Source organism: Microbacterium tumbae (assembly GCF_054780175.1).
On the sequence record NZ_BAAGWV010000002.1, the window covers coordinates 816,436 to 835,009 of the forward strand.

Here is an 18,574-nt window from a genome sequence, read left to right on the forward strand (position 1 = left end):
CCGGCGACTGGTCATCGCCGAGCTGTCGGGTTCCTCGTCCGGCCTCCTCCTCGGCATCCAAGCGAACATCTGAGATACCCCTGGCCACCAGGACGACGTTCGCCGGCAGCAGCGCCCGACGTCGGGGCGTCAGACCAGATCGATCTCGCCGCCGAACACCAGCTGGGCGGGACCGGAGAGCGCCACGTGCTCCCCATCCTCCGCAGGGAACATGCGCACGCCCAGCGTGCCGCCCGGAACCTCGACGCGCCAGTGGTCCGGCGCCTGTGCGCCGGCCCAGTGCCGGACAGCGAGGGCGGTCGCGGCGACGCCCGTACCACAGCTCAGCGTCTCGCCGACGCCGCGCTCGAAGACCCGCATCGAGACATGGCCGACACCGTCGCGCACCAGCGGCTCGCCCGGCACGACGAACTCGACATTGGCGCCGGCGACCGGGACCGGATCCAGCTGCGGCGCGTACTCCAACTCGAGGGCCGAGAGCTCCTGCTCGGAGGCGAGAGCCACGACCACATGCGGGTTGCCGATGTCGATGCCGAGTCCGGGGCGCGCCACGGACAGACCTCTGACCTTCGCCAGCGGCTCACCGCCGGACAGCTTCCAGCGACCGAGATCGACCTGGTACCCCGTCTCGCTGCGGGTCACATCGCGCACGCCGGCGCGAGTGCCGATCGGCAGCGTCGTGCCGGAATCGATCGCCGCGAGCCCCGCACGGATCAGGTAGTGCGCGAAGACGCGGATGCCGTTGCCGCACATCTCCGCCAGCGAGCCGTCGGCGTTCCGGTAGTCCATGAACCACTCGGCGGCCGGCTCCTCGGCGAGGGCGGCGGCTCCCTCCGCGAGCGCGCTCGAACGCACCACGCGAAGGACCCCGTCCGCGCCGATCCCGAAATGGCGGTCGCAGATCGCCGCGACCTGATCGGCCGTCAGCTCGAGCCGGCCTTCGGGGTCGGCGATGATCACGAAATCGTTGCCTGTGCCGTGCCCCTTGGTGAATGCGACCATGACAACAGTCTATGGATTCGGATCAGGCGTCGGCGATGAGCCGCTTGCCTGCCGTCGAGACGTCGAACCGCTCATAGCCGAACGCGTCGTAGAAGCCGATCACCGCGACCGCTTCGGCGTCGATGAGTTCCCGATAGAGCGATTCCGTCATCTGACCGATCCGATCGGTAGTGTCGGTCGGCCTCAGCTCGGTGAGCAGCTCAAGCAACGCAGACGGGTCAAGGCTCCTTGATGAACTCCTGCCTAACGCAGGGCAAACCGCATCCCGCGCGTCAGCAAAAGATGATTCACTCCACGTGACTGACCCATGCTCGAAGGAGAGAAGCGTTGAAGACCGCACGCGCGTTAGCCGTCGCTGTCCTCGCTGTGCCCATCACTCTCATCCCCGTCAGCGCAGGTGCGAGCCCTGTTCTCCCGCCTCGTGGCCGGGCTTGAAGTCACGGAAGCGAACTATTATGCCGGCGCCGCGATCGACCCGACAGACGAACACGACGCATGGATCTCCTTTGTCGGGGTTCCGAGCGCCGAGGCCGGGCAGCGCATCGCTGAGGTGTCCCGCAACACCGAAGTCAGAACCGATGCCCGGTTCACGACGACTGAACTCCGGGCAACGCTCCGAGATACGCACGCCGCGTTGGAAGCTCAACCAGGCATTGATGGAGCAGCGGGCTACCTCGACATCACCGCGCAAGAGATCGTCATGGCCGCTTGGCCGAAAGACCCTGGGGCCGTATCGGCCACGCAGACATGGGGAACGCCCTCTCGGCCATGAAGGTCTCGCTCTGTACGGCTGTCGCATGCTGACTCCCTGAGTTGGGCAGATGCTCGGTGGGGTGGGCCTCGTGATCGCGGTAGCGATCGCCACCGCGGGATGCTCGGGTGGGGTGACGCTGCGTGGGGGCAATGCAGCCACGCTGATCACTGATGACGGGTTCCTCACCGGCGATGAGGCCGCCATCTCAGGAACGGTGACGATTACCCAAGCGGGCTGTGTCGGCATATCTGCGCAGGGCACGAGTTATCCGGCTGTCTGGCCGCGAGGAACAACCGCCGTAGACGGAACGGAGGTCGCTATCGATATCCCGGGAATAGGGACCAAGCGACTCGGCGATGAGGTGCAAGGAACAGGCGGCTACTACGAGGTGGACACGAGGCCGGTCCTAAACGCGGTTGCTGAACGCTGTGACTGGGACGGGGAAGTCATCGGCATCCGATTCGAATGACGGGCATGCTATCGAGAGGGCACGATGCCGGTCACCGCTGCGATGGCTCCATGAAACCGCCCCGGTGCTCACGTCTCCCCTGTAGACGGCACGGCGGCCCTTATGATGGCGACAGCACCCGGTACCGCCCGCAGAGGAACGCTCCGTTGCGGGCGTGATCGATCAGTTCGAGATCCAACGCCCGGGGCAGCAGCGGGGCCCCGGCTCCGAGCGTCACCGGCGCGTACTGCACCCAGACCTCATCGAGAAGGCCGGCATCTGCGAACTGTCCTGCCAGATCTCCCCCACCGACGATCCAGAGGTCCTTGCCTCCCGCGGCGTCGACCATCTCAGCATGTACTGTGCGCACGTCTTTCTGCGTGAAGCGCACGTCTCCCGTCGCAGGCGGGGCCAAGTCGCGGTGCGTGAACACCCAGGTCGGCTGCGCGTAGCCCCACGCGCCGTTCTCATGCTCCATCACCCACTCGTACGTCGAGGCGCCCATCGCGAGCGCTCCGATCCCCTGGATGAAACCCGGGTACGCCATCGGGCCGTCGGTATCGATGTCCTGCGTGAGGAGCCAGTCGAGCGAGTGCTCCCGCGTCGCGATGAAGCCGTCGAGACTGGTCGCGGTGTAGAAATGCGTCGTCATCCGGCCAGGATGCCATCGGGGTCCGACATCGGCGGGATCCATTCGACACCGGGGTATCTCCTGAACCACGAAACCTGCCGGCGCGCATAGCGCCGTGTCAGCGCCTGCGTCTCGGCGATCGCCTCGACCTCGGTCCTCTCCCCCGCGATCTGCGCCAGCGCCTGCGCGTACCCGATCGCTCGTCGCGCGGTGACGCCGCTTTCGAGCCCCAGCTCACGCAGGGCGCGCACCTCCTCCACCAGCCCGTCCGCCCACATCCGCTCCACCCGGCGATCCAGCCGCTGCACCAGTTCCGCGCGCTCCAGATGGACTCCGAGGATGCGGGTCCCCGACCGCCACGGCACCGGCGCATCCGGAAGCACAGCGCGATGAGTCTCCACGCCCTGCTCCAGCACCTCCAGCGCGCGCACGATGCGACGACCGTTCTTGGGGTCGACGCGCTCCGCGGTCACGGGATCCGCCTGTCGCAGGCGCGCGTGCAGGGCAGCAGGGCCGAGCTCGTCCAGCTCCCGCTCGAGCCTTCCGCGCACCTCGGCATCCCTGGGCGGGAACCGGAAGTCGAAGATCACGCTCGACACGTACAGGCCCGAGCCGCCCACCAGGATCGCGTCCCCGCCGCGTGCGTGGATGTCTGCGATCGCCGCTCTGGCGAGGGGCTGGTACCAGGCGACCGCCGCCGCCTCGGTCACATCGCGGACATCGAGCAGATGATGCGGGATGCCGCGGCGATCCTCGACCGGCAGCTTCGCCGTGCCGATGTCCATGCCCCGGTAAAGCTGCATCGCGTCGGCATTGACGATCTCCGCAGCGTTTCCCCGAGCGCGCAACGCCTCCGCGAGCCGAAGCGCGAGATCGCTCTTGCCGGTTCCGGTCGCTCCGACGATCGCCCACAGACGCGGTCCTGTCGGGGAGGGCGTTTCGACTCGCTCGCCCTCCGGGCGGGCTCGCTCAACGAACGGGGAGAAGCCGCCCCCCGGGACGGTCTGCTCAACAGACGGAGAGGACCCGCCCTCCGGAACCGCCGACTCAACAGACGGGGAAGACCCGCCCTCCGGAACGGCCGACTCAACGAACGGGGAAGACCCGCCCCCCGGAACCGACGGGCCGACGGACGGAGAGGGCTCGCCCTCTGAGGGCGGAGCCTCTGCCATCAGACGCCGATGCGCAGCGTCGGCAGGCCCAGCGAGACCGCGCGAGGAGCCCCGGCGGCTCCGACGGGAGCGGGCACCGCACAGGACTCTGCCTGGGCGCGATCCCATGCATCCCCGCCGCGCGTGCGGCGGATCCGCAGCGGAGCGCCCGTCGGATCGTCGGCCAGCAGATGGAAGGGCGCGCCATGAGTGATCGTCACGGTCACGACATCCCCTGGCCGGGGCAGCTCGGACCCCTCGGTGACCTCGAAGTGCACCAGGCGGTTGTCCTCGGCGCGGCCGGTGAGCCGATGCGTCTCGGCGTCCTTCTTGCCCTCGCCGACGGAGACCAGCACCTCGACCTCGCGGCCGACCTGCTTCCGGTTCTCCTCCAGCGAGATGCGCTCCTGCAGCGCGATCAGGCGGTTGTACCGCTCCTGCACGACCTCCTTGGGCACCTGGTCGGCCATGGTGGCCGCCGGCGTGCCCTCGCGGATCGAGTACTGGAATGTGAAGGCGTTCGCGAACCGCGCCTGCTCGACGACCCGCATCGTGTCCTCGAAGTCCTCATCGGTCTCGCCGGGGAAGCCTACGATGATGTCGGTCGAGATCGCCGCGTCCGGGATCCGCTCGCGCACCCGGTCGAGGATGCCGAGGAACCTCTCGCTCCGGTACGAGCGACGCATCGCCTTGAGGATGCGGTCGCTGCCGGACTGCAGAGGCATGTGCAGCTGCGGCATGACCGCCGGAGTCTCCGCCATGGCTGCGATGACGTCGTCCGTGAACGCCGCAGGATGGGGGCTCGTGAAGCGGATGCGCTCGAGCCCCTCGATCTCACCCGCCGCGCGCAGGAGCTTGCCGAAGGCCTGGCGGTCGCCGAACTCGACGCCGTAGGAGTTCACGTTCTGGCCGAGCAGCGTGACCTCGATCGCGCCGTCGTCGACGAGCAGGCGGATCTCGTTGAGGATGTCGCCGGGCCGTCGGTCCTTCTCCTTGCCGCGAAGGCTGGGGACGATGCAGAACGTGCACGTGTTGTTGCAGCCGACCGAGATCGACACCCAGCCGCTGTGCGCCGAGTCCCGCTTGGTCGGAAGCGTCGAGGGGAACACCTCGAGCGATTCCAGGATCTCCAGTTCGGCGTCGCCGTTGTGGCGTGCACGCTCGAGAAGCCCGGGAAGGGAGCCCATGTTGTGCGTGCCGAAGACGACGTCCACCCACGGGGCCTTGTCGAGCACGGCATCCTTGTCCATCTGGGCGAGGCACCCGCCGACCGCGATCTGCATGCCGGCGTGCCGATCCTTGCGGCTCTTCAGATGGCCGAGCGTCCCGTACAGCTTGCCCGCGGCGTTGTCGCGCACGGCGCAGGTGTTGATGATGACGATGTCGGCCTCCTCACCGGCGGCGGCCTTCACATAGCCCGCACTCTCCAGGGATCCGGAGAGACGTTCCGAGTCGTGGACGTTCATCTGACAGCCGAAGGTGCGCACCTCGTAGGAGCGCTGCCGGCCGTCGACGTCGACGGCCGCGGCAGAGGGCACGATGACCGTCGGTTCGCTGCGCGGAGTACTCATGATGATCACATTCTACGTTCGCTCGCGTCGATGGCAGCGCGTGGGGGATCTCAGCGGATTCATCGATCTCGCCTACGACGCCCATCACCGGCATCCCTAACGTCGCAGACATCGACCTTCGCCTCCACTCGGATGGCGAGCCCGCTGTTTCCCCTCCGTGACCCGACAGGAGACCACGCCCGTCATGAGCGCCCGAACGTTCCTCGCACGCCTCCGGCTGCGCACCAAGATCATCGTCGCGGCGGTGATCGTCATCGCCGCCGCGATCTGGGTGTTCGGCTTCCTGCTGCCGTCTCAGGACGCCGCCGCCGAGACCATCACCAGGACCGAGACGGCGAGTCTGCAGACCATGGAGAAGACCGTCACGGCCAGCGGCACCGTCACCCCCGCCGTGCAGGAGGAGGTGAGCTTCGAGGTGTCGGGGACCGTCACCTCGGTGGAGGTCGAGGCCGGCCAGGCCGTGGCGGCAGGAGATCTCCTCGCGACCGTCGACACCCTCCAGCTCGAGGCAGACCTGCTCGATGCCGAGGCGACGCTCGCCGAGGCGAAGGCGGCTCTCGCCGACGCCGAGGACGCCGGCGAGTCCGACGCCCGCATCGCCGCGGCATCCGCCGCCGTCGATGTCGCGCAGTCGGAGGTCGACGACGCGGACCAAGCGATGGACGATGCACGACTGATCGCCCCGGCGGACGGGCTGATCACGAGCGTCGGCGTCGCCGTCGGCGACAGGATCAGCGGATCCTCCGGGTCGTCGAGCTCCGGCACGGAGACATCGACCAGCGGCGCGCCGGGCTCGGCGGCCGCGAGCACGGACAGCGCCTCCGGCTCTGACACGGCCGCCTTCTCGATCGTGAGCACCGACTCGTGGAGCATCTCGGTTTCCGTCGGAGAGACGGACGTCGCGAACGTCGCCGAGGGCCAGCAGGTCGAGCTGAGCTCCGACGACGGCACGGAGTACTTCGGCGTCGTCTCCGAGGTCGCGCTGCTGCCGAGCACCACGGACGGCTCGGCGCAGTACACGGTCTCGATCACGATCACCGGCGAAGGCGAAGGACTCTACGACGGCGTCTCGCTGAGCGGATCGATCGTCTACGAGCGTCGCACCGACGTGCTGGCGGTCCCCTCCGCCGCGGTGACGACGACCGAGGAGACGAGCACGGTCACCGTGATCGCCGAGGACGGCACGCAGTCGGACGTGACGGTGGAGGTCGGTGAGACCAGCGGCGACTACACCGAGATCCTGTCCGGGATCGAGGAGGGGGATGAGGTCCTCGTCGCGAGCTTCACCCCCGGTGAGGGCGACTCCGGCACCGGCGTGCTCCCCGGCGGCGGATCCTTCCCCGGTGGTGGAACGGGCGAGCTCCCCGGCGGCGGCGAGATGCCCAGCGGCGGCTTCCCCGGCAGCGACGGGAGCCGGCCATGAGCGGGCTCCTCCTGCGGGAATCGGGTGACGGACATCCGTCCGCGCACCGCGAGGCGGTGATCGAACTCACCGATGCACGCAAGACGTACCGCACCGGCGACATCGAATTCGAGGCGCTCCGCGGCATCGATCTCCACGTGGACGAGGGCGAGTACCTGGCGATCATGGGGCCGTCCGGTTCGGGGAAGTCGACGTTGATGAACATCCTCGGATGCCTGGACGTCCTCACCTCCGGGAGCTATCGCCTCGGCGGCGACGACGTCGATCAGCTCAGCGAGACCGCGCTGGCGCAGATCCGGAACCGCCGCATCGGCTTCGTCTTCCAGCAGTTCCACCTGCTCCCCTCGCTGTCCGCACTGCGCAACGTCGAGCTGCCCCTCGTCTACGCCGGGGTGGGCAAAGAGGAACGACGCGAGCGCGCGACGGCGGCGCTCACCCGCGTGGGCCTGGCGTCGCGGCTCGACAACCGGCCGAGCGAGCTCTCCGGCGGCCAGCAGCAGCGGGTCGCCGTGGCACGAGCTCTCGTGGGCGATCCCACCATGATCCTCGCCGACGAGCCGACGGGAAACCTCGACTCCGAATCCACCGAGGACGTCCTCGGACTCCTCGACGAGCTCAACGCATCCGGACGCACCATCGTGCTCATCACCCACGAGACCGAGGTCGGCGGACGCGCCGGCCGCATCGCCCTGGTGCGCGACGGCCTCCTCCACGGCGAGGAGGAGGGGGCATGAACTGGTCCGAGACCCTCGCCACCGCGTGGCACGCGATCCGATCGCACACCCTGCGCTCCCTCCTAACCGTCGTCGGCATCCTCGTCGGCGTCGCGGCCGTGGTCGTCACCGTCGGCCTCGGCCTGGGCACGCAGAAGGACGTCAGCGCCGAGATCAGCTCGCTGGGCAGCAACCTCCTCATCGTCTCCCCCGGATCCAGCACGGACTCCAGTGGCGTGCGCGGCGGATTCGGGACCTCCACGACGCTCACCGCTGCGGATGCGGAGGCCCTCGATTCCGAGATCGCGGCTCCGGATGTGCAGAGCGTCGCTCCCGAGAAGACGTCTTCGCTCTCCCTGGTCGCGAACGACACGAACTGGACGACGACCGTCACCGGGACGACGACGTCCTGGACCGAGGTGCGATCGCGCGAGGTCGCCGTCGGCGACTTCTTCTCGGACGAGGACTACTCATCGAATGCGCGGGTCGTCGTCCTCGGCTCGGAGACGGCTGAAGAGCTGTTCGGCACCACGAACGTCATAGGACAGAGCGTCACGATCGACAGCAGCTCCTTCGAGATCGTCGGGGTGCTCGCCTCGGCGGGTTCGAGCTCCTCGACGAACCTGGACGATGCGGCGATCATCCCGCTGTCGACCGCCACCAGCACCGTCATGGGCGGCACGACGGCATCGGCGGTCAGCACGATCTACGTCAAAGCGGCCTCGGACGAGGTGCTGTCGGCCGCGTATCAGGAGGTGCAGTCGATCCTCCTGAACGTCCACGGGATCACCGCCGCCGAGGACGCGGACTTCACGCTCGAGAGTCAGGATGCGCTCGTGAGCACGGCCACCGCGATCTACCAGACGCTGACGGTGCTGCTCGCCGGCGTCGCCGCGCTCTCCCTGCTCGTCGGCGGCATCGGCGTGATGAACATCATGCTCGTGTCCGTCAGCGAGCGCACCAGGGAGATCGGCCTGCGCAAGGCACTGGGCGCGCCGCCGGGAGCGATCCGGAATCAGTTCCTGCTGGAGGCCGCGGTCCTCGGACTCGGCGGCGGTCTCGTCGGCATCGTCCTCGGCATCGTCGCGGCGCTCGTCCTCCCCGCGATCATCGGCAGCTCCGTGGTCGTCTCCATCCCGATCGTCTTCCTCGCACTCGGCGTGGCGATCGCGATCAGCCTCACCTTCGGCGTGTATCCGGCCGCCAGGGCGGCACGCCTCGTTCCCATCGACGCTCTCCGCAGCGAATGACCCCGACAAGGAAGAAAGACATGATCACTTCGACCCCCTCGCGCCTGCGCATGCTCGGCATGGCCTCCGGCCTGCTCGTGGCCGGCGCTCTGCTCCTGGCCGGCTGCGCTGCCGCAGCGGACCAACCGGAAGCGGCATCGACCGATCGCCCCTCCGACGGCCAGCAGTCCCCGCAGGCGCCCGAGGGCGTGAGCGGACTCGTCGCCTCCGCCGAGGACGGACTCCTGCAGGTCCAGGGCTCCGAGGAGCAGACGGCCGTGCGCTATACCGATGACACCGCGATCACGAAGGCCGTCGCCCTGGATGCCTCCGCGATCGAGATCGGGGACTGCGTCACGATCGTGACCGACGAGGACGGGACGACGGCGACCTCCGTGACCGTGTCGGCGGCAGCCGACGACGGCACCTGCACGACGGGATTCGGCGGACGCGACGGATTCCCCGGCGGCGAGTCGGCCGGCGAGGGTGAGCCGGCCGGCGACGGCGAACTTCCGGAGGGGATGCCGACCGACATGCCCTCCGGCGCCCCGGACATGCAGGGCGGCGGCTTCGGCTCGTTCGTGAACGGCACGGTGACCGCGACGGCCGACGGCACAGTGTCCGTCGAGTCCCTCGGCTTCGGCGAGGATGCCGAGACGACGACCTCCGACATCGCTCTCACCGACGACACGGCGGTCACGGGCACCGTCGACGCCACCGCCGACGACATCGCGACCGGACTGTGCGTGACCGCGATCGGCGAGGCGGACGGCGCGGGCGGCTACGACGCCACATCTCTCGCCTTGTCCGATGCGGATGAGGACGGCGAGTGCTCCGGCGGCTTCGGGGGGACGCCCGGCGGTCTCCCGGGCGGTGACCGTCCGGACGGCGACACGGAGAGCGGCGAATGACCGCCGAGGAGGCTCGGCGCGGAGCGGAAGACGACGCCGTCATCGAGGACGCACCGGCGCGCATCCCCCTCTATGCGAGAGTGCGCAGCCGAGGGGGCGCGGTCTTCGCGCGCCGACGCAATCGGGTCATCGCGGGAGTCGCCGTCGCGGCGGTCGCCCTGGGCTCCGGGACGAGCGCCGTCTATGCGGCGGCGCAGGACGGCGGGGGCGAGTACCGCACCGCCCTCGCGGAGATCGCCGACGTCACGGAGACGCTGGCGCTGAGCGGGCAGCTCGCTACGGCGGACAGCAGCGACGTCGCCTTCCAGGTGTCCGGCACCGTCGATTCCGTCCTGGTCGCGCTGGGCGATCAGGTCACCGCGGGCCAGCGGCTCGCCACGATCGACGCCACGGATCTCGAACAGGCCGTCACGAGCGCCCGGGATGCAGTGGCGAGTGCCGAGCAGTCGCTCGAGGACGATCTCGAGGCGCAGTCGAACGGTTCATCGAGTTCGTCGGCTTCATCGACGACGGGATCGGCGGGATCGAACAATGCGTCGGAGCCTGGTACCACGGGATCCGATTCTTCGGGATCGGGTTCGGGGTCCACCGGGAGCACGTCCGACGACGCTGCCACGCAGAAGGCGCTCGAGGCGGTGACCGCGGCGCAGCAGGCGCTCCTGGAGCAGTATGAGGCGGCGACCTCAACCGGCGAGGAATCCTCGTCCGCCGTCGCGCAGGCGGAGGAGATCTGCGCGCCGTTCCTCGATGCGACCCTCACCGAGGACGGCCAGGACGGCGCTTCGGCAACGGACGGTGCCGAAGCCGCGGAGGGAGCGCCCGCAGAGTCGGCGGAGGAGCAGGACTCCGGCTCGGACGACGATCCCTCGTCCGAAGACGATGCCGCCGATGGGCTCCAGAGCGCGTTGGAGACGGTCCAGGCTCAGCTCGCCGACTGCCAGACGGCGATCGCCGTCTCCGAGGAGGCGCAATCCACCGCCCAGGCGGCGAACTCGGCTCTGACGGATGCCGCCACGGCACTGGATGAGAAGGTCGCCGCTCTGCGGAAGCTGCTCGGCATCTCTGACAGCGCGACGCCCGATGCAGACTCCTCCGCAGAGGGAGCCGGATCGACGGGGACGGGACCCGTTGCCTCGGCGGAGAGCTCGTCGGGCGCGGACTCATCCGCCTCCCTTTCATCCGGAAGCGAGTCCGCTCCCGGATCGAGCGATGCGCTGTCGGCCGGTTCGGGGTCGATCACCGCAGAGCGCATTCTCGCAGATCGAGCCGCGATCGCCGTCGCCGAGGCGGAACTCGCGATCGCCGCGCAGAATCTCACCTTCGCGAGCATCACGAGCCCGATCTCCGGGACCATCGTCTCCGTAGGGATGACCGTCGGCGACGCGGTCGCCTCGGCCTCCGATGCCGCGGTCATCACGGTGCAGGGCGACGGCGGCTACGTGGTGCAGGCGACGGTGACCCTCAGCAGGATCACGGGTGTCGAGGTCGGGCAGTCGGCCGGCATCACCCTGCCTGCCTTCGGCGCGACCTACGTCGGCGAGGTCACCTCGATCGGCGTGCTGAACGTCTCCACGACCTCGACACCGTCGTACACGATCACCATCTCCGTGGATGCCGGTGACGAGTCGCCGCGCATCGGCGCCACCGCCGACGTGGACGTCCAGCTGGCGGATGCCGTCGGCGTCCTCACCGTCCCCACCTCGGCCGTCACCCGGACGAACACGGGGGCGACCGTGACCCGGCTGGTCGACGGGAGGACGGAGACGTCCGCTGTGACGCTGGGTGCGGCCGGCGCCGAACGGACCGAGATCATCGACGGCCTGTCCGAAGGGGATGTCGTCGTGCTGGCGGACCTCAACCAGGTCATCACTGCAGATGAGGAGAGCGAGACGGGGCTCACCGGTCTCGGAGGCTCCAACGATCAGGAGTTCACCTTCCCCGACGGAGTCGGCATTCCCGCTGGAGGCTTCTCCGACAGCGGGGGCGGCTTCACTCCCCCCGGAAACTGAGCTCGCGGAGAGAGACCCAGGGTCGCACCCGTCACGGTGCGGCCCTGGGTCCCCGCGCGGTCGTCCGCCGTACCGCTGCAGCGCATCGCTGCTCCGACAGCCATGGCCTCGCTCACGGTCCGGGCATGTTCGCGAGGCCGAGTCCTACTCGAAGCGCACCCCGGAGGACGAGCCGCCCGAGAACTGCTCCTGCAACGCCTGGCGCACCACTTTGGAGACCAGACTCCCTGAATACCCGCGGCGGGCGAGTTGGCCGGAAAGCCGTCGCTTCGCCGTCTCAGCGTCGAGCCTCGCCATAGCGCGGGTCTTGCCGCGCGCGAACTCCAGGGCGCGCTCGAAGTCATCGTCCGGCAGCTCCGCGAGCGCCGCATCGGCGATGTCGCGCGGAATACCGCGCTGTGCGAGGACCCTCCCCAGAGCGATCCTGCCCTGTCCCTTGCGCTCATGCCCGGACACCACGAGGTGCCCGGCGAGGATCCGGTCATCCAGGTACTTGCGTGCCAGGAACTCGTCGATGATCTCATCGACCTGCACCGATGACAGCTGATGGCCACGGAGGAACGTGCTCGCCTCTGCAACGGACATAGACCTCGCCCTGAGCTTGCGCACGAGAGCCTCTGTGGCGCGCTCCCCCTCCACGACAGGATCCGCGACGTCTTCGGCAGCCCCCTCGCGAGGAGCATCTTCCTGCGAATGCAGGGCTCGCAGACGAACGACAGGCGTTGTCACATCACGTGGCCGGGACCAGGCCCCGCTTGCCGGATGCCGTTCGCTGGGCGCGCCCTCGGGATCGCCCGGCCGTCCTCGTATCGCGTTCTCGGTCTGCTTCACGCTTCCTGCGCCGAACAACGGGATCACGGGGGCGAGGTGCTCCCCGCCCCCGTTCTCACCTGTCATGATCAGGCCGGGCGCCGCTGGGCGAGCTCGTCGGCGACCTCGGGCGCCGCGGCACTGCCGATGCCCAGCTTCTGCTTGATCTGCGTCTCGATCGCCAGGGCGACATCCGGATTGTTGATGAGGAACGCGCGTGCGTTCTCCTTGCCCTGCCCGAGCTGGTCGCCGTCGTAGGTGTACCAGGAACCCGACTTCTTCACGATGTTGTGCTCCACGCCGAAGTCGATCAGGCTGCCCTCGCGCGAAATGCCGATGCCGTAGAGGATGTCGAACTCGGCCTGCTTGAACGGCGGAGCCATCTTGTTCTTGACGACCTTCACACGGGTGCGGTTTCCGACCGCCTCCGTGCCGTCCTTGAGGGTCTCGATGCGACGGATGTCGAGCCGCACCGAGGCGTAGAACTTCAGCGCCTTGCCACCGGCCGTGGTCTCGGGGGAGCCGAAGAACACGCCGATCTTCTCGCGGAGCTGGTTGATGAAGATCGCTGTGGTCTTGGTCTGATTCAGCCCACCCGTCAGCTTGCGCAGGGCCTGCGACATGAGGCGGGCCTGCAGACCCACATGGGAGTCGCCCATCTCTCCCTCGATCTCCGCGCGCGGAACGAGCGCGGCGACGGAGTCGATGACGACGAGGTCGATCGCACCGGAGCGGATCAGCATGTCGGCGATCTCGAGCGCCTGCTCACCGGTGTCCGGCTGGGAGACGAGGAGCTGGTCGATGTCCACGCCGAGCTTCGCGGCGTAATCGGGGTCGAGCGCGTGCTCCGCATCGACGAACGCGGCGATGCCGCCGGCGCGCTGGGCGTTGGCGATCGCGTGCAGTGTCAGGGTCGTCTTACCCGAGGACTCCGGCCCGTAGATCTCGATGATGCGGCCGCGCGGGAGTCCGCCGACGCCGAGGGCGACGTCGAGGGCGATGGAGCCCGTGGGGATGACCTCGACCGGTGCGCGCTCGTCGCTGCCCAGTCGCATGACCGAGCCTTTTCCGAACTGCCGGTCGATCTGGGCGAGGGCCGATTCCAGGGCCTTCTCGCGGTCTGCGGGTGATGGCATGACGTGCTCCTTCTGCTCGCGCTGCTGCCGCCTGTAGGCTGTCGCGGCCCTCCCCGGCTGGGGCGGACTCTCCGACAAGGCGTATGGCTTACCGCCATGTCCCTCACGGTAGAGGGGACCTCCGACATCGTGTCGGTGGAGCCCTCTAACCGTCGAAAGACGAGACTTTCAACCACCTGTGCAGAACAATACGCGCATCTCGAACAGATCTTCGACGACACGCCGGACGACGCAGCCTGCGCGACGCAGATGCGCTCGAACGACGGACTCAGCGCCGACGCGGCTCCAGCCGACCCGCACCGTGACGCCTCGCGAGCGGCACATCGGTGGCGACGCACAGCGTGAGCCAGATGTCCCGGGGCGGAACCCCGGCATCCAGCGCCTGCGCCGGCGTGCGCCCTCCCAGCTCGTTCAGCACGAGATCGTTCACCAGCGATGCACCGCGCGCGCCGAACTCGGCATCGACAGCCCGCAGGAACTCACTGCGTCGCATCGTGCAGGATCACGCTCCCGCGGTCAATGCAACGAGAGCTCGGGCTCGATCGATGCGACCAGATCGTCCGGAACGACATCCGGGAAGACCTGCAGCCCCTCTAGCACCGAGATGCGGTCGCCGACCTCGCGCATGATCGTCGAGATGGGAACATCGAGCGCTTCAGCCACCGATGCGAGGATCTCGCTCGAGGCTTCCTTCTGCCCACGCTCAACCTCGCTGAGGTATCCGAGCGCGACGGAGGCCTTGCCGGCCACCTGACGGAGCGTACGCCCCTTCTGAAGGCGGAAGTCCCTCAGCACATCGCCGATCTCCTGGCGGACAAGAATCATCGGAACCTCCTCTCGTTCCCCGTCGTCGAATTCGACGCCGAGCGGATCGCCAGTCTAACCCGACTGGATGGGGTCGAATCTACCGTTTTACTCTGTGGTTTCGTTGTGAGCGTTGCGAACTGAGCATTGAGCACACTTGACTCAACCTCAGGCGACAGAATGCTATTCCCCGAGCATCCTCAAGACGGCGGACAGCGCAGCATCCACGGACTGACGACGGATCTCGTCACGGTCGCCGCCGAACCGGAACCCGAAGGAGCTGGTGCCGCTCGGCGTCGCCACTCCGATGTGCACGGTCCCGACCGGCTGTCCATCCGGCGAGGCGGGACCGGCGATGCCCGTGGTCGCCATGCCGACGTCTGCCGGCCTGCCTTCCACAGCCACCACGGAACGCACGCCGTCGGCCATCTGCTGCGCCACCTCGGGATGAACCGGCCCGTGCGCATGCAGCAGCTCGGAATCCACTCCCAGCACCGAGTGCTTCACCGGCGTCGCGTATGCCACGACCGCTCCGTTCAACACCGTTGACGCGCCAGGAACCGAGACGATCGCCGAGGACAGCGCTCCGCCCGTCAACGACTCCGCGACGCCGAGGGTCCAGCCGCGCTCGAGAAGCGCGGCGACGACGTCGGCGGCGGTGCTCATCGTCGTCCCCCGCGTGCGCCGCGTATCTGAGCGACGACGTAGTCGACGCCGCTCGCCACGGTGAGCACGAGCGTCGCCCACATCAGCACGATGCCGATGCCGAGCCAGACGTCCATGCCGATCCAGACGTGCAGCGGAAGCAGCCACCAGCCGAGCGTGACGCCCTGGAGAGCGGTCTTGATCTTGCCCATCCAGGCGGCCGCCACGATGTGCTGCTTCGCCACGACGAACCGGTGGACCGTGATCCCCCACTCCCGGATCAGGATCACGATGACGATCCACCACGGCCATTCGCCGAGGATCGCAAGCCCGACGAACCCCGCCCCGGTGAGCAGTTTGTCGGCGATCGGATCCCAGAGCTTGCCGAAGTCGCTGACGATGTCGTACCGGCGGGCGAGATACCCGTCGACCCAGTCGGTCGAGATGGCGAGCACGAACAGGCATCCGGCGATCCAGCGTACGACGAGATCGCCGAGACCGTGGGTCCCGCTCAGCAGGAGGAGCACGAAGAAGACGACCGCCAGCGGGATGCGCGCGATCGTGATCGCGTTGGGCAGTTGGCGGGGGATCGCCATCAGTCGCGACCCGTCAGGCCCCAGGCGTCTTCATCGCCATCGCCTTCGGCTTCGACGACAGGCAGGCCCTCGAACTGCGCCTCGATCGGATCGTACGCGGCTGCCGCTGTCGCGGAGGCCGCCGACGGGGACTGAGCCGGAGCAGCGGGCTCTTCTCCGCGCAGCTTCGCCATCACGCCGCCGAGCTGCTCGGCCGTGACCAGCACGTCACGAGCCTTGGATCCCTCGGACGGCCCGACGATCTCCCTGGACTCGAGCAGGTCCATCAGACGCCCGGCCTTCGCGAATCCGACCCGGAGCTTGCGCTGCAGCATCGAGGTCGAGCCGAACTGCGAGGAGACCACGAGTTCAGCCGCCGCGAGCAGCAGCTCGAGGTCGTCGCCGATGTCCTCGTCGACCTCCTTCTTCTTCGCCTCTGCCGACTCCGCGACGTCCGGGCGATACTCCGGACGGGCCTGGGCGGTGACGTGCTTGACGACCGCCTCGATCTCCTTCTCGTCCACCCATGCGCCTTGCAGGCGGAAGGGCTTGGAGGAACCCATCGGCGAGAACAGCGCGTCGCCCTGTCCGATGAGCTTGTCGGCGCCAGGGGCGTCGAGGATGACGCGGCTGTCCGTGACGCTCGTGACGGCGAAGGCGAGACGGGACGGGACGTTCGCCTTGATCAGCCCCGTCACGACGTCCACGCTCGGACGCTGGGTCGCGAGGACCAGGTGGATGCCCGAGGCGCGGGCGAGCTGGGTGATGCGGACGATCGAGTCCTCCACATCGCGCGGTGCGACCATCATGAGGTCGGCCAGCTCGTCGACGACCACCAGCAGATACGGGTACGGCTTGAGAACCCGCTCGCTGCCGAGCGGAACCTCCACCTCGCCCGCGCGCACCGCCCGGTTGAAGTCGTCGATGTGACGGAAGCCGAACGACGCGAGGTCGTCGTACCGCATGTCCATCTCCTTCACGACCCACTGGAGAGCCTCTGCGGCCTTCTTCGGGTTCGTGATGATGGGAGTGATCAGGTGCGGCACCCCGGCGTAGCTGGTCAGCTCCACCCGCTTCGGGTCGATGAGCACCATGCGCACATCGGCGGGCTTGGCGCGCATCAGCAGGCTCGTGATCATCGAGTTCACGAAGCTGGACTTTCCGGACCCTGTGGAGCCGGCCACCAGCAGGTGGGGCATCTTGGCCAGGTTGGCGACGACGATGTTGCCGCCGACGTCCTTGCCGACGCCGATCGTCATCGGGTGCGTGCTCTTCGTCGCCGCGGGCGAGCGGAGCACGTCGCCGAGCGCCACCATCTCCTTGTCGGCGTTCGGGATCTCGATGCCGATCGCGCTCTTCCCCGGGATCGGCGAGAGGATGCGCACGTCGTTCGAGGCGACGGCGTAGGCGAAGTTGTTGCTCAGCTGGAGGATCTTCTCGACCTTGACGCCGTGTCCGACCTCGACCTCGTACTGGGTGACCGTCGGTCCGCGCGAGAAGCCGGTGACCTTCGCGTCGACCTTGAACTGCGTGAGCACGCTCGTGATCTGCTCGATCACGCGATCGGTCGCCTCGGACCGCAGGACGGGCGGCGGTCCCTCCTTCAGCAGTGCGGTGGACGGCAGATGGTACGGCGCGACCGGAGCCTGGGGGCCGCGCTCCCCCGCGCCCTCGGTGCCGAAGCCGTCGAGACCTGGCAGTTCCGGCTGCTCGCCGGTGTCGCCGCCGTCGTCCATGAGCGCGGTCGTGTTCTTCTCCGACAGCATCCGCGTGAGCGCCTGCACATCGGTGAGCACCTCGGTCGCCGCATCCTGCCCGTCATCGACGATCACCGCCTGGTCGAAGGCCGGCGTCGCCGCAGGGGCGAACATCTCGGTGATCGCCTGCGAGTCGGAGGCGCCATCCGGGTCTTCCTCGCGTCCCGTCTTGTTCCTGCGCCACCAGGGCAGCACGTCGGGATCGTCGACCTGGTCCGACTCGTCGATCGCGGCCGCGTCCTTCGCAGGCTTCTCCACACGCTCGGCGTCGAACATCCACGCGTACAGGTCGCCGAGCCGTCGGCCGATGCGGTTCGGCGGCGTCTTGGTGAGGATCAGGATGCTGAGCGCGCCGAGGAGCGCCAGGACGATGTAGGCGCCGATAGGCGTGAGATACGACAGCGGCTCGCCCACCATCCAGCCGAACAGCCCGCCGGCCTCGCTGAGGGCGAGCATGCCCTGCTTGGGCTGGGCTCGCACGATCTCGCCGGCCGCGCCAGGGACGCCGGCCGCGACATGGCAGAACCCCGCGAGGGTGAGCACGAACAGCCCGAAGCCGATCCCGATGCGCCCGTTGTCGTGCACGGAGGACGGATGCCGGAAAAGCCATCCCGCGAGCAGGAGGAGCAGCACGGGCATGAGGAAGGCCGTTCGCCCGACGAGGCCGCCGACGCTGTACGCGCTGATGTTCGCCGCGACCTCGTTGCCGATGAAGAACCACTCGTTCACCGCACCCAGGCAGGCCAGCAGCACGAGGAACAGCGGGAAGCCGTCGCGCCGCTGATCCTTCTCGAGGACCTCAGGCCCGAAGGCGCGGAACAGCCCTCCCACACCGTGGGCGACGCCGCCCCAGGCCCGCACGGCGAGCGGGGGCCTGTCGGCGTCGTCGATGTACTTCTTCGGTGCGGGCGGCAGCTTCTTCGTGGGAGCCGTCGCAGCACGAGAGCGCGACGAGGACTTCTCCGAGGCGCTCTGAGTCTTGGTGGTGCTCCTGGCCATGCCTTC

The 18,574-nt window shown here is 68.4% G+C and carries 18 protein-coding genes and 1 pseudogene; 7 read left to right on the forward strand and 12 right to left on the reverse strand.

Features of this window, described 5'->3' with window-relative positions; translation table 11 throughout:
- Positions 1–129 precede the first annotated feature (129 nt).
- Entirely contained in the window at positions 130–1,002 is an 873-nt protein-coding gene (gene dapF / locus ACYVGQ_RS11275) for a diaminopimelate epimerase (RefSeq protein WP_460784702.1), read from the reverse strand.
- A gap of 67 nt (positions 1,003–1,069) precedes the next feature.
- Positions 1,070–1,210 (reverse strand): annotated as a pseudogene (locus ACYVGQ_RS11280) (IS256 family transposase); the annotation flags it as partial.
- A 213-nt stretch (positions 1,211–1,423) separates the two neighbouring features.
- On the opposite strand from ACYVGQ_RS11280, the gene ACYVGQ_RS11285 reads away from it, so the two are divergent.
- On the forward strand, positions 1,424–1,774 hold the full coding sequence (locus ACYVGQ_RS11285; RefSeq protein ID WP_460784703.1) for a hypothetical protein: 351 nt from the start codon (positions 1,424–1,426) through the stop codon (positions 1,772–1,774).
- Between the two features lie 61 nt (positions 1,775–1,835).
- Positions 1,836–2,225 carry a hypothetical protein gene (locus ACYVGQ_RS11290; RefSeq protein ID WP_460784704.1) on the forward strand — a complete coding sequence of 130 codons (390 nt, stop codon included), beginning with the start codon at positions 1,836–1,838 and terminating at the stop codon, positions 2,223–2,225.
- A gap of 100 nt (positions 2,226–2,325) precedes the next feature.
- Here the strand turns inward: ACYVGQ_RS11290 and ACYVGQ_RS11295 are convergent, their stop codons facing one another.
- From ACYVGQ_RS11295 to miaB, 3 genes are all read right to left on the reverse strand, one after another.
- Positions 2,326–2,856 (reverse strand): dihydrofolate reductase family protein, encoded by a 531-nt coding sequence (locus ACYVGQ_RS11295; protein ID WP_460784705.1) that lies wholly within the window; start codon positions 2,854–2,856, stop codon positions 2,326–2,328.
- Entirely contained in the window at positions 2,853–3,749 is an 897-nt protein-coding gene (gene miaA, locus ACYVGQ_RS11300) for a tRNA (adenosine(37)-N6)-dimethylallyltransferase MiaA (RefSeq protein WP_460784852.1), read from the reverse strand. The genes ACYVGQ_RS11295 and miaA overlap by 4 nt, the downstream gene beginning before the upstream one ends.
- 257 nt (positions 3,750–4,006) lie before the next feature.
- The gene (gene miaB / locus ACYVGQ_RS11305) at positions 4,007–5,557 is read right to left on the reverse strand and encodes a tRNA (N6-isopentenyl adenosine(37)-C2)-methylthiotransferase MiaB (RefSeq protein ID WP_460784706.1); all 1,551 of its coding nucleotides are present in this window, start codon (positions 5,555–5,557) and stop codon (positions 4,007–4,009) included.
- Positions 5,558–5,741: 184 nt separating this feature from the next.
- On the opposite strand from miaB, the gene ACYVGQ_RS11310 reads away from it, so the two are divergent.
- Genes ACYVGQ_RS11310 through ACYVGQ_RS11330 form a run of 5 tightly spaced genes read left to right on the forward strand, consistent with a single transcriptional unit; the run spans position 5,742 to position 11,842 of the window.
- Entirely contained in the window at positions 5,742–6,980 is a 1,239-nt protein-coding gene (locus ACYVGQ_RS11310; protein ID WP_460784707.1) for an efflux RND transporter periplasmic adaptor subunit, read from the forward strand.
- Positions 6,977–7,714: an ABC transporter ATP-binding protein gene (locus tag ACYVGQ_RS11315; RefSeq protein WP_460784708.1), complete on the forward strand. Its 738-nt coding sequence runs from the start codon at positions 6,977–6,979 to the stop codon at positions 7,712–7,714. Before ACYVGQ_RS11310 ends, ACYVGQ_RS11315 begins: the two co-directional genes overlap by 4 nt.
- The gene (locus ACYVGQ_RS11320) at positions 7,711–8,943 is read left to right on the forward strand and encodes an ABC transporter permease (RefSeq protein WP_460784709.1); all 1,233 of its coding nucleotides are present in this window, start codon (positions 7,711–7,713) and stop codon (positions 8,941–8,943) included. Before ACYVGQ_RS11315 ends, ACYVGQ_RS11320 begins: the two co-directional genes overlap by 4 nt.
- 20 nt (positions 8,944–8,963) lie before the next feature.
- The gene (locus tag ACYVGQ_RS11325; RefSeq protein WP_460784710.1) at positions 8,964–9,833 is read left to right on the forward strand and encodes a hypothetical protein; all 870 of its coding nucleotides are present in this window, start codon (positions 8,964–8,966) and stop codon (positions 9,831–9,833) included.
- On the forward strand, positions 9,830–11,842 hold the full coding sequence (locus ACYVGQ_RS11330) for an HlyD family efflux transporter periplasmic adaptor subunit (protein WP_460784711.1): 2,013 nt from the start codon (positions 9,830–9,832) through the stop codon (positions 11,840–11,842). Before ACYVGQ_RS11325 ends, ACYVGQ_RS11330 begins: the two co-directional genes overlap by 4 nt.
- Positions 11,843–11,986: 144 nt before the next feature.
- On the opposite strand, the gene ACYVGQ_RS11335 is transcribed toward ACYVGQ_RS11330, so the two are convergent.
- The 7 genes from ACYVGQ_RS11335 to ACYVGQ_RS11365 all read right to left on the reverse strand — a co-directional run bounded on the left by ACYVGQ_RS11335 (position 11,987) and on the right by ACYVGQ_RS11365 (position 18,568).
- Positions 11,987–12,427, reverse strand: a complete 441-nt coding sequence (locus ACYVGQ_RS11335) for a regulatory protein RecX (protein ID WP_460784712.1) — start codon at positions 12,425–12,427, stop codon at positions 11,987–11,989.
- A gap of 314 nt (positions 12,428–12,741) precedes the next feature.
- Positions 12,742–13,788: a recombinase RecA gene (gene recA, locus ACYVGQ_RS11340; RefSeq protein ID WP_460784713.1), complete on the reverse strand. Its 1,047-nt coding sequence runs from the start codon at positions 13,786–13,788 to the stop codon at positions 12,742–12,744.
- Positions 13,789–14,056: 268 nt separating this feature from the next.
- Complete coding sequence (locus tag ACYVGQ_RS11345) at positions 14,057–14,281, reverse strand: DUF3046 domain-containing protein (protein WP_460784714.1); 225 nt, start codon at positions 14,279–14,281, stop codon at positions 14,057–14,059.
- Between the two features lie 23 nt (positions 14,282–14,304).
- Positions 14,305–14,613 carry a helix-turn-helix domain-containing protein gene (locus ACYVGQ_RS11350; protein WP_452330205.1) on the reverse strand — a complete coding sequence of 103 codons (309 nt, stop codon included), beginning with the start codon at positions 14,611–14,613 and terminating at the stop codon, positions 14,305–14,307.
- A 162-nt stretch (positions 14,614–14,775) separates the two neighbouring features.
- The gene (locus ACYVGQ_RS11355; protein WP_460784715.1) at positions 14,776–15,258 is read right to left on the reverse strand and encodes a CinA family protein; all 483 of its coding nucleotides are present in this window, start codon (positions 15,256–15,258) and stop codon (positions 14,776–14,778) included.
- On the reverse strand, positions 15,255–15,833 hold the full coding sequence (gene pgsA / locus ACYVGQ_RS11360) for a CDP-diacylglycerol--glycerol-3-phosphate 3-phosphatidyltransferase (RefSeq protein WP_460784716.1): 579 nt from the start codon (positions 15,831–15,833) through the stop codon (positions 15,255–15,257). The genes ACYVGQ_RS11355 and pgsA overlap by 4 nt, the downstream gene beginning before the upstream one ends.
- Positions 15,833–18,568, reverse strand: coding sequence for an FtsK/SpoIIIE family DNA translocase (locus ACYVGQ_RS11365; protein ID WP_460784717.1), 2,736 nt, complete (start codon positions 18,566–18,568; stop codon positions 15,833–15,835). The genes pgsA and ACYVGQ_RS11365 overlap by 1 nt, the downstream gene beginning before the upstream one ends.
- Positions 18,569–18,574: the final 6 nt, after the last annotated feature.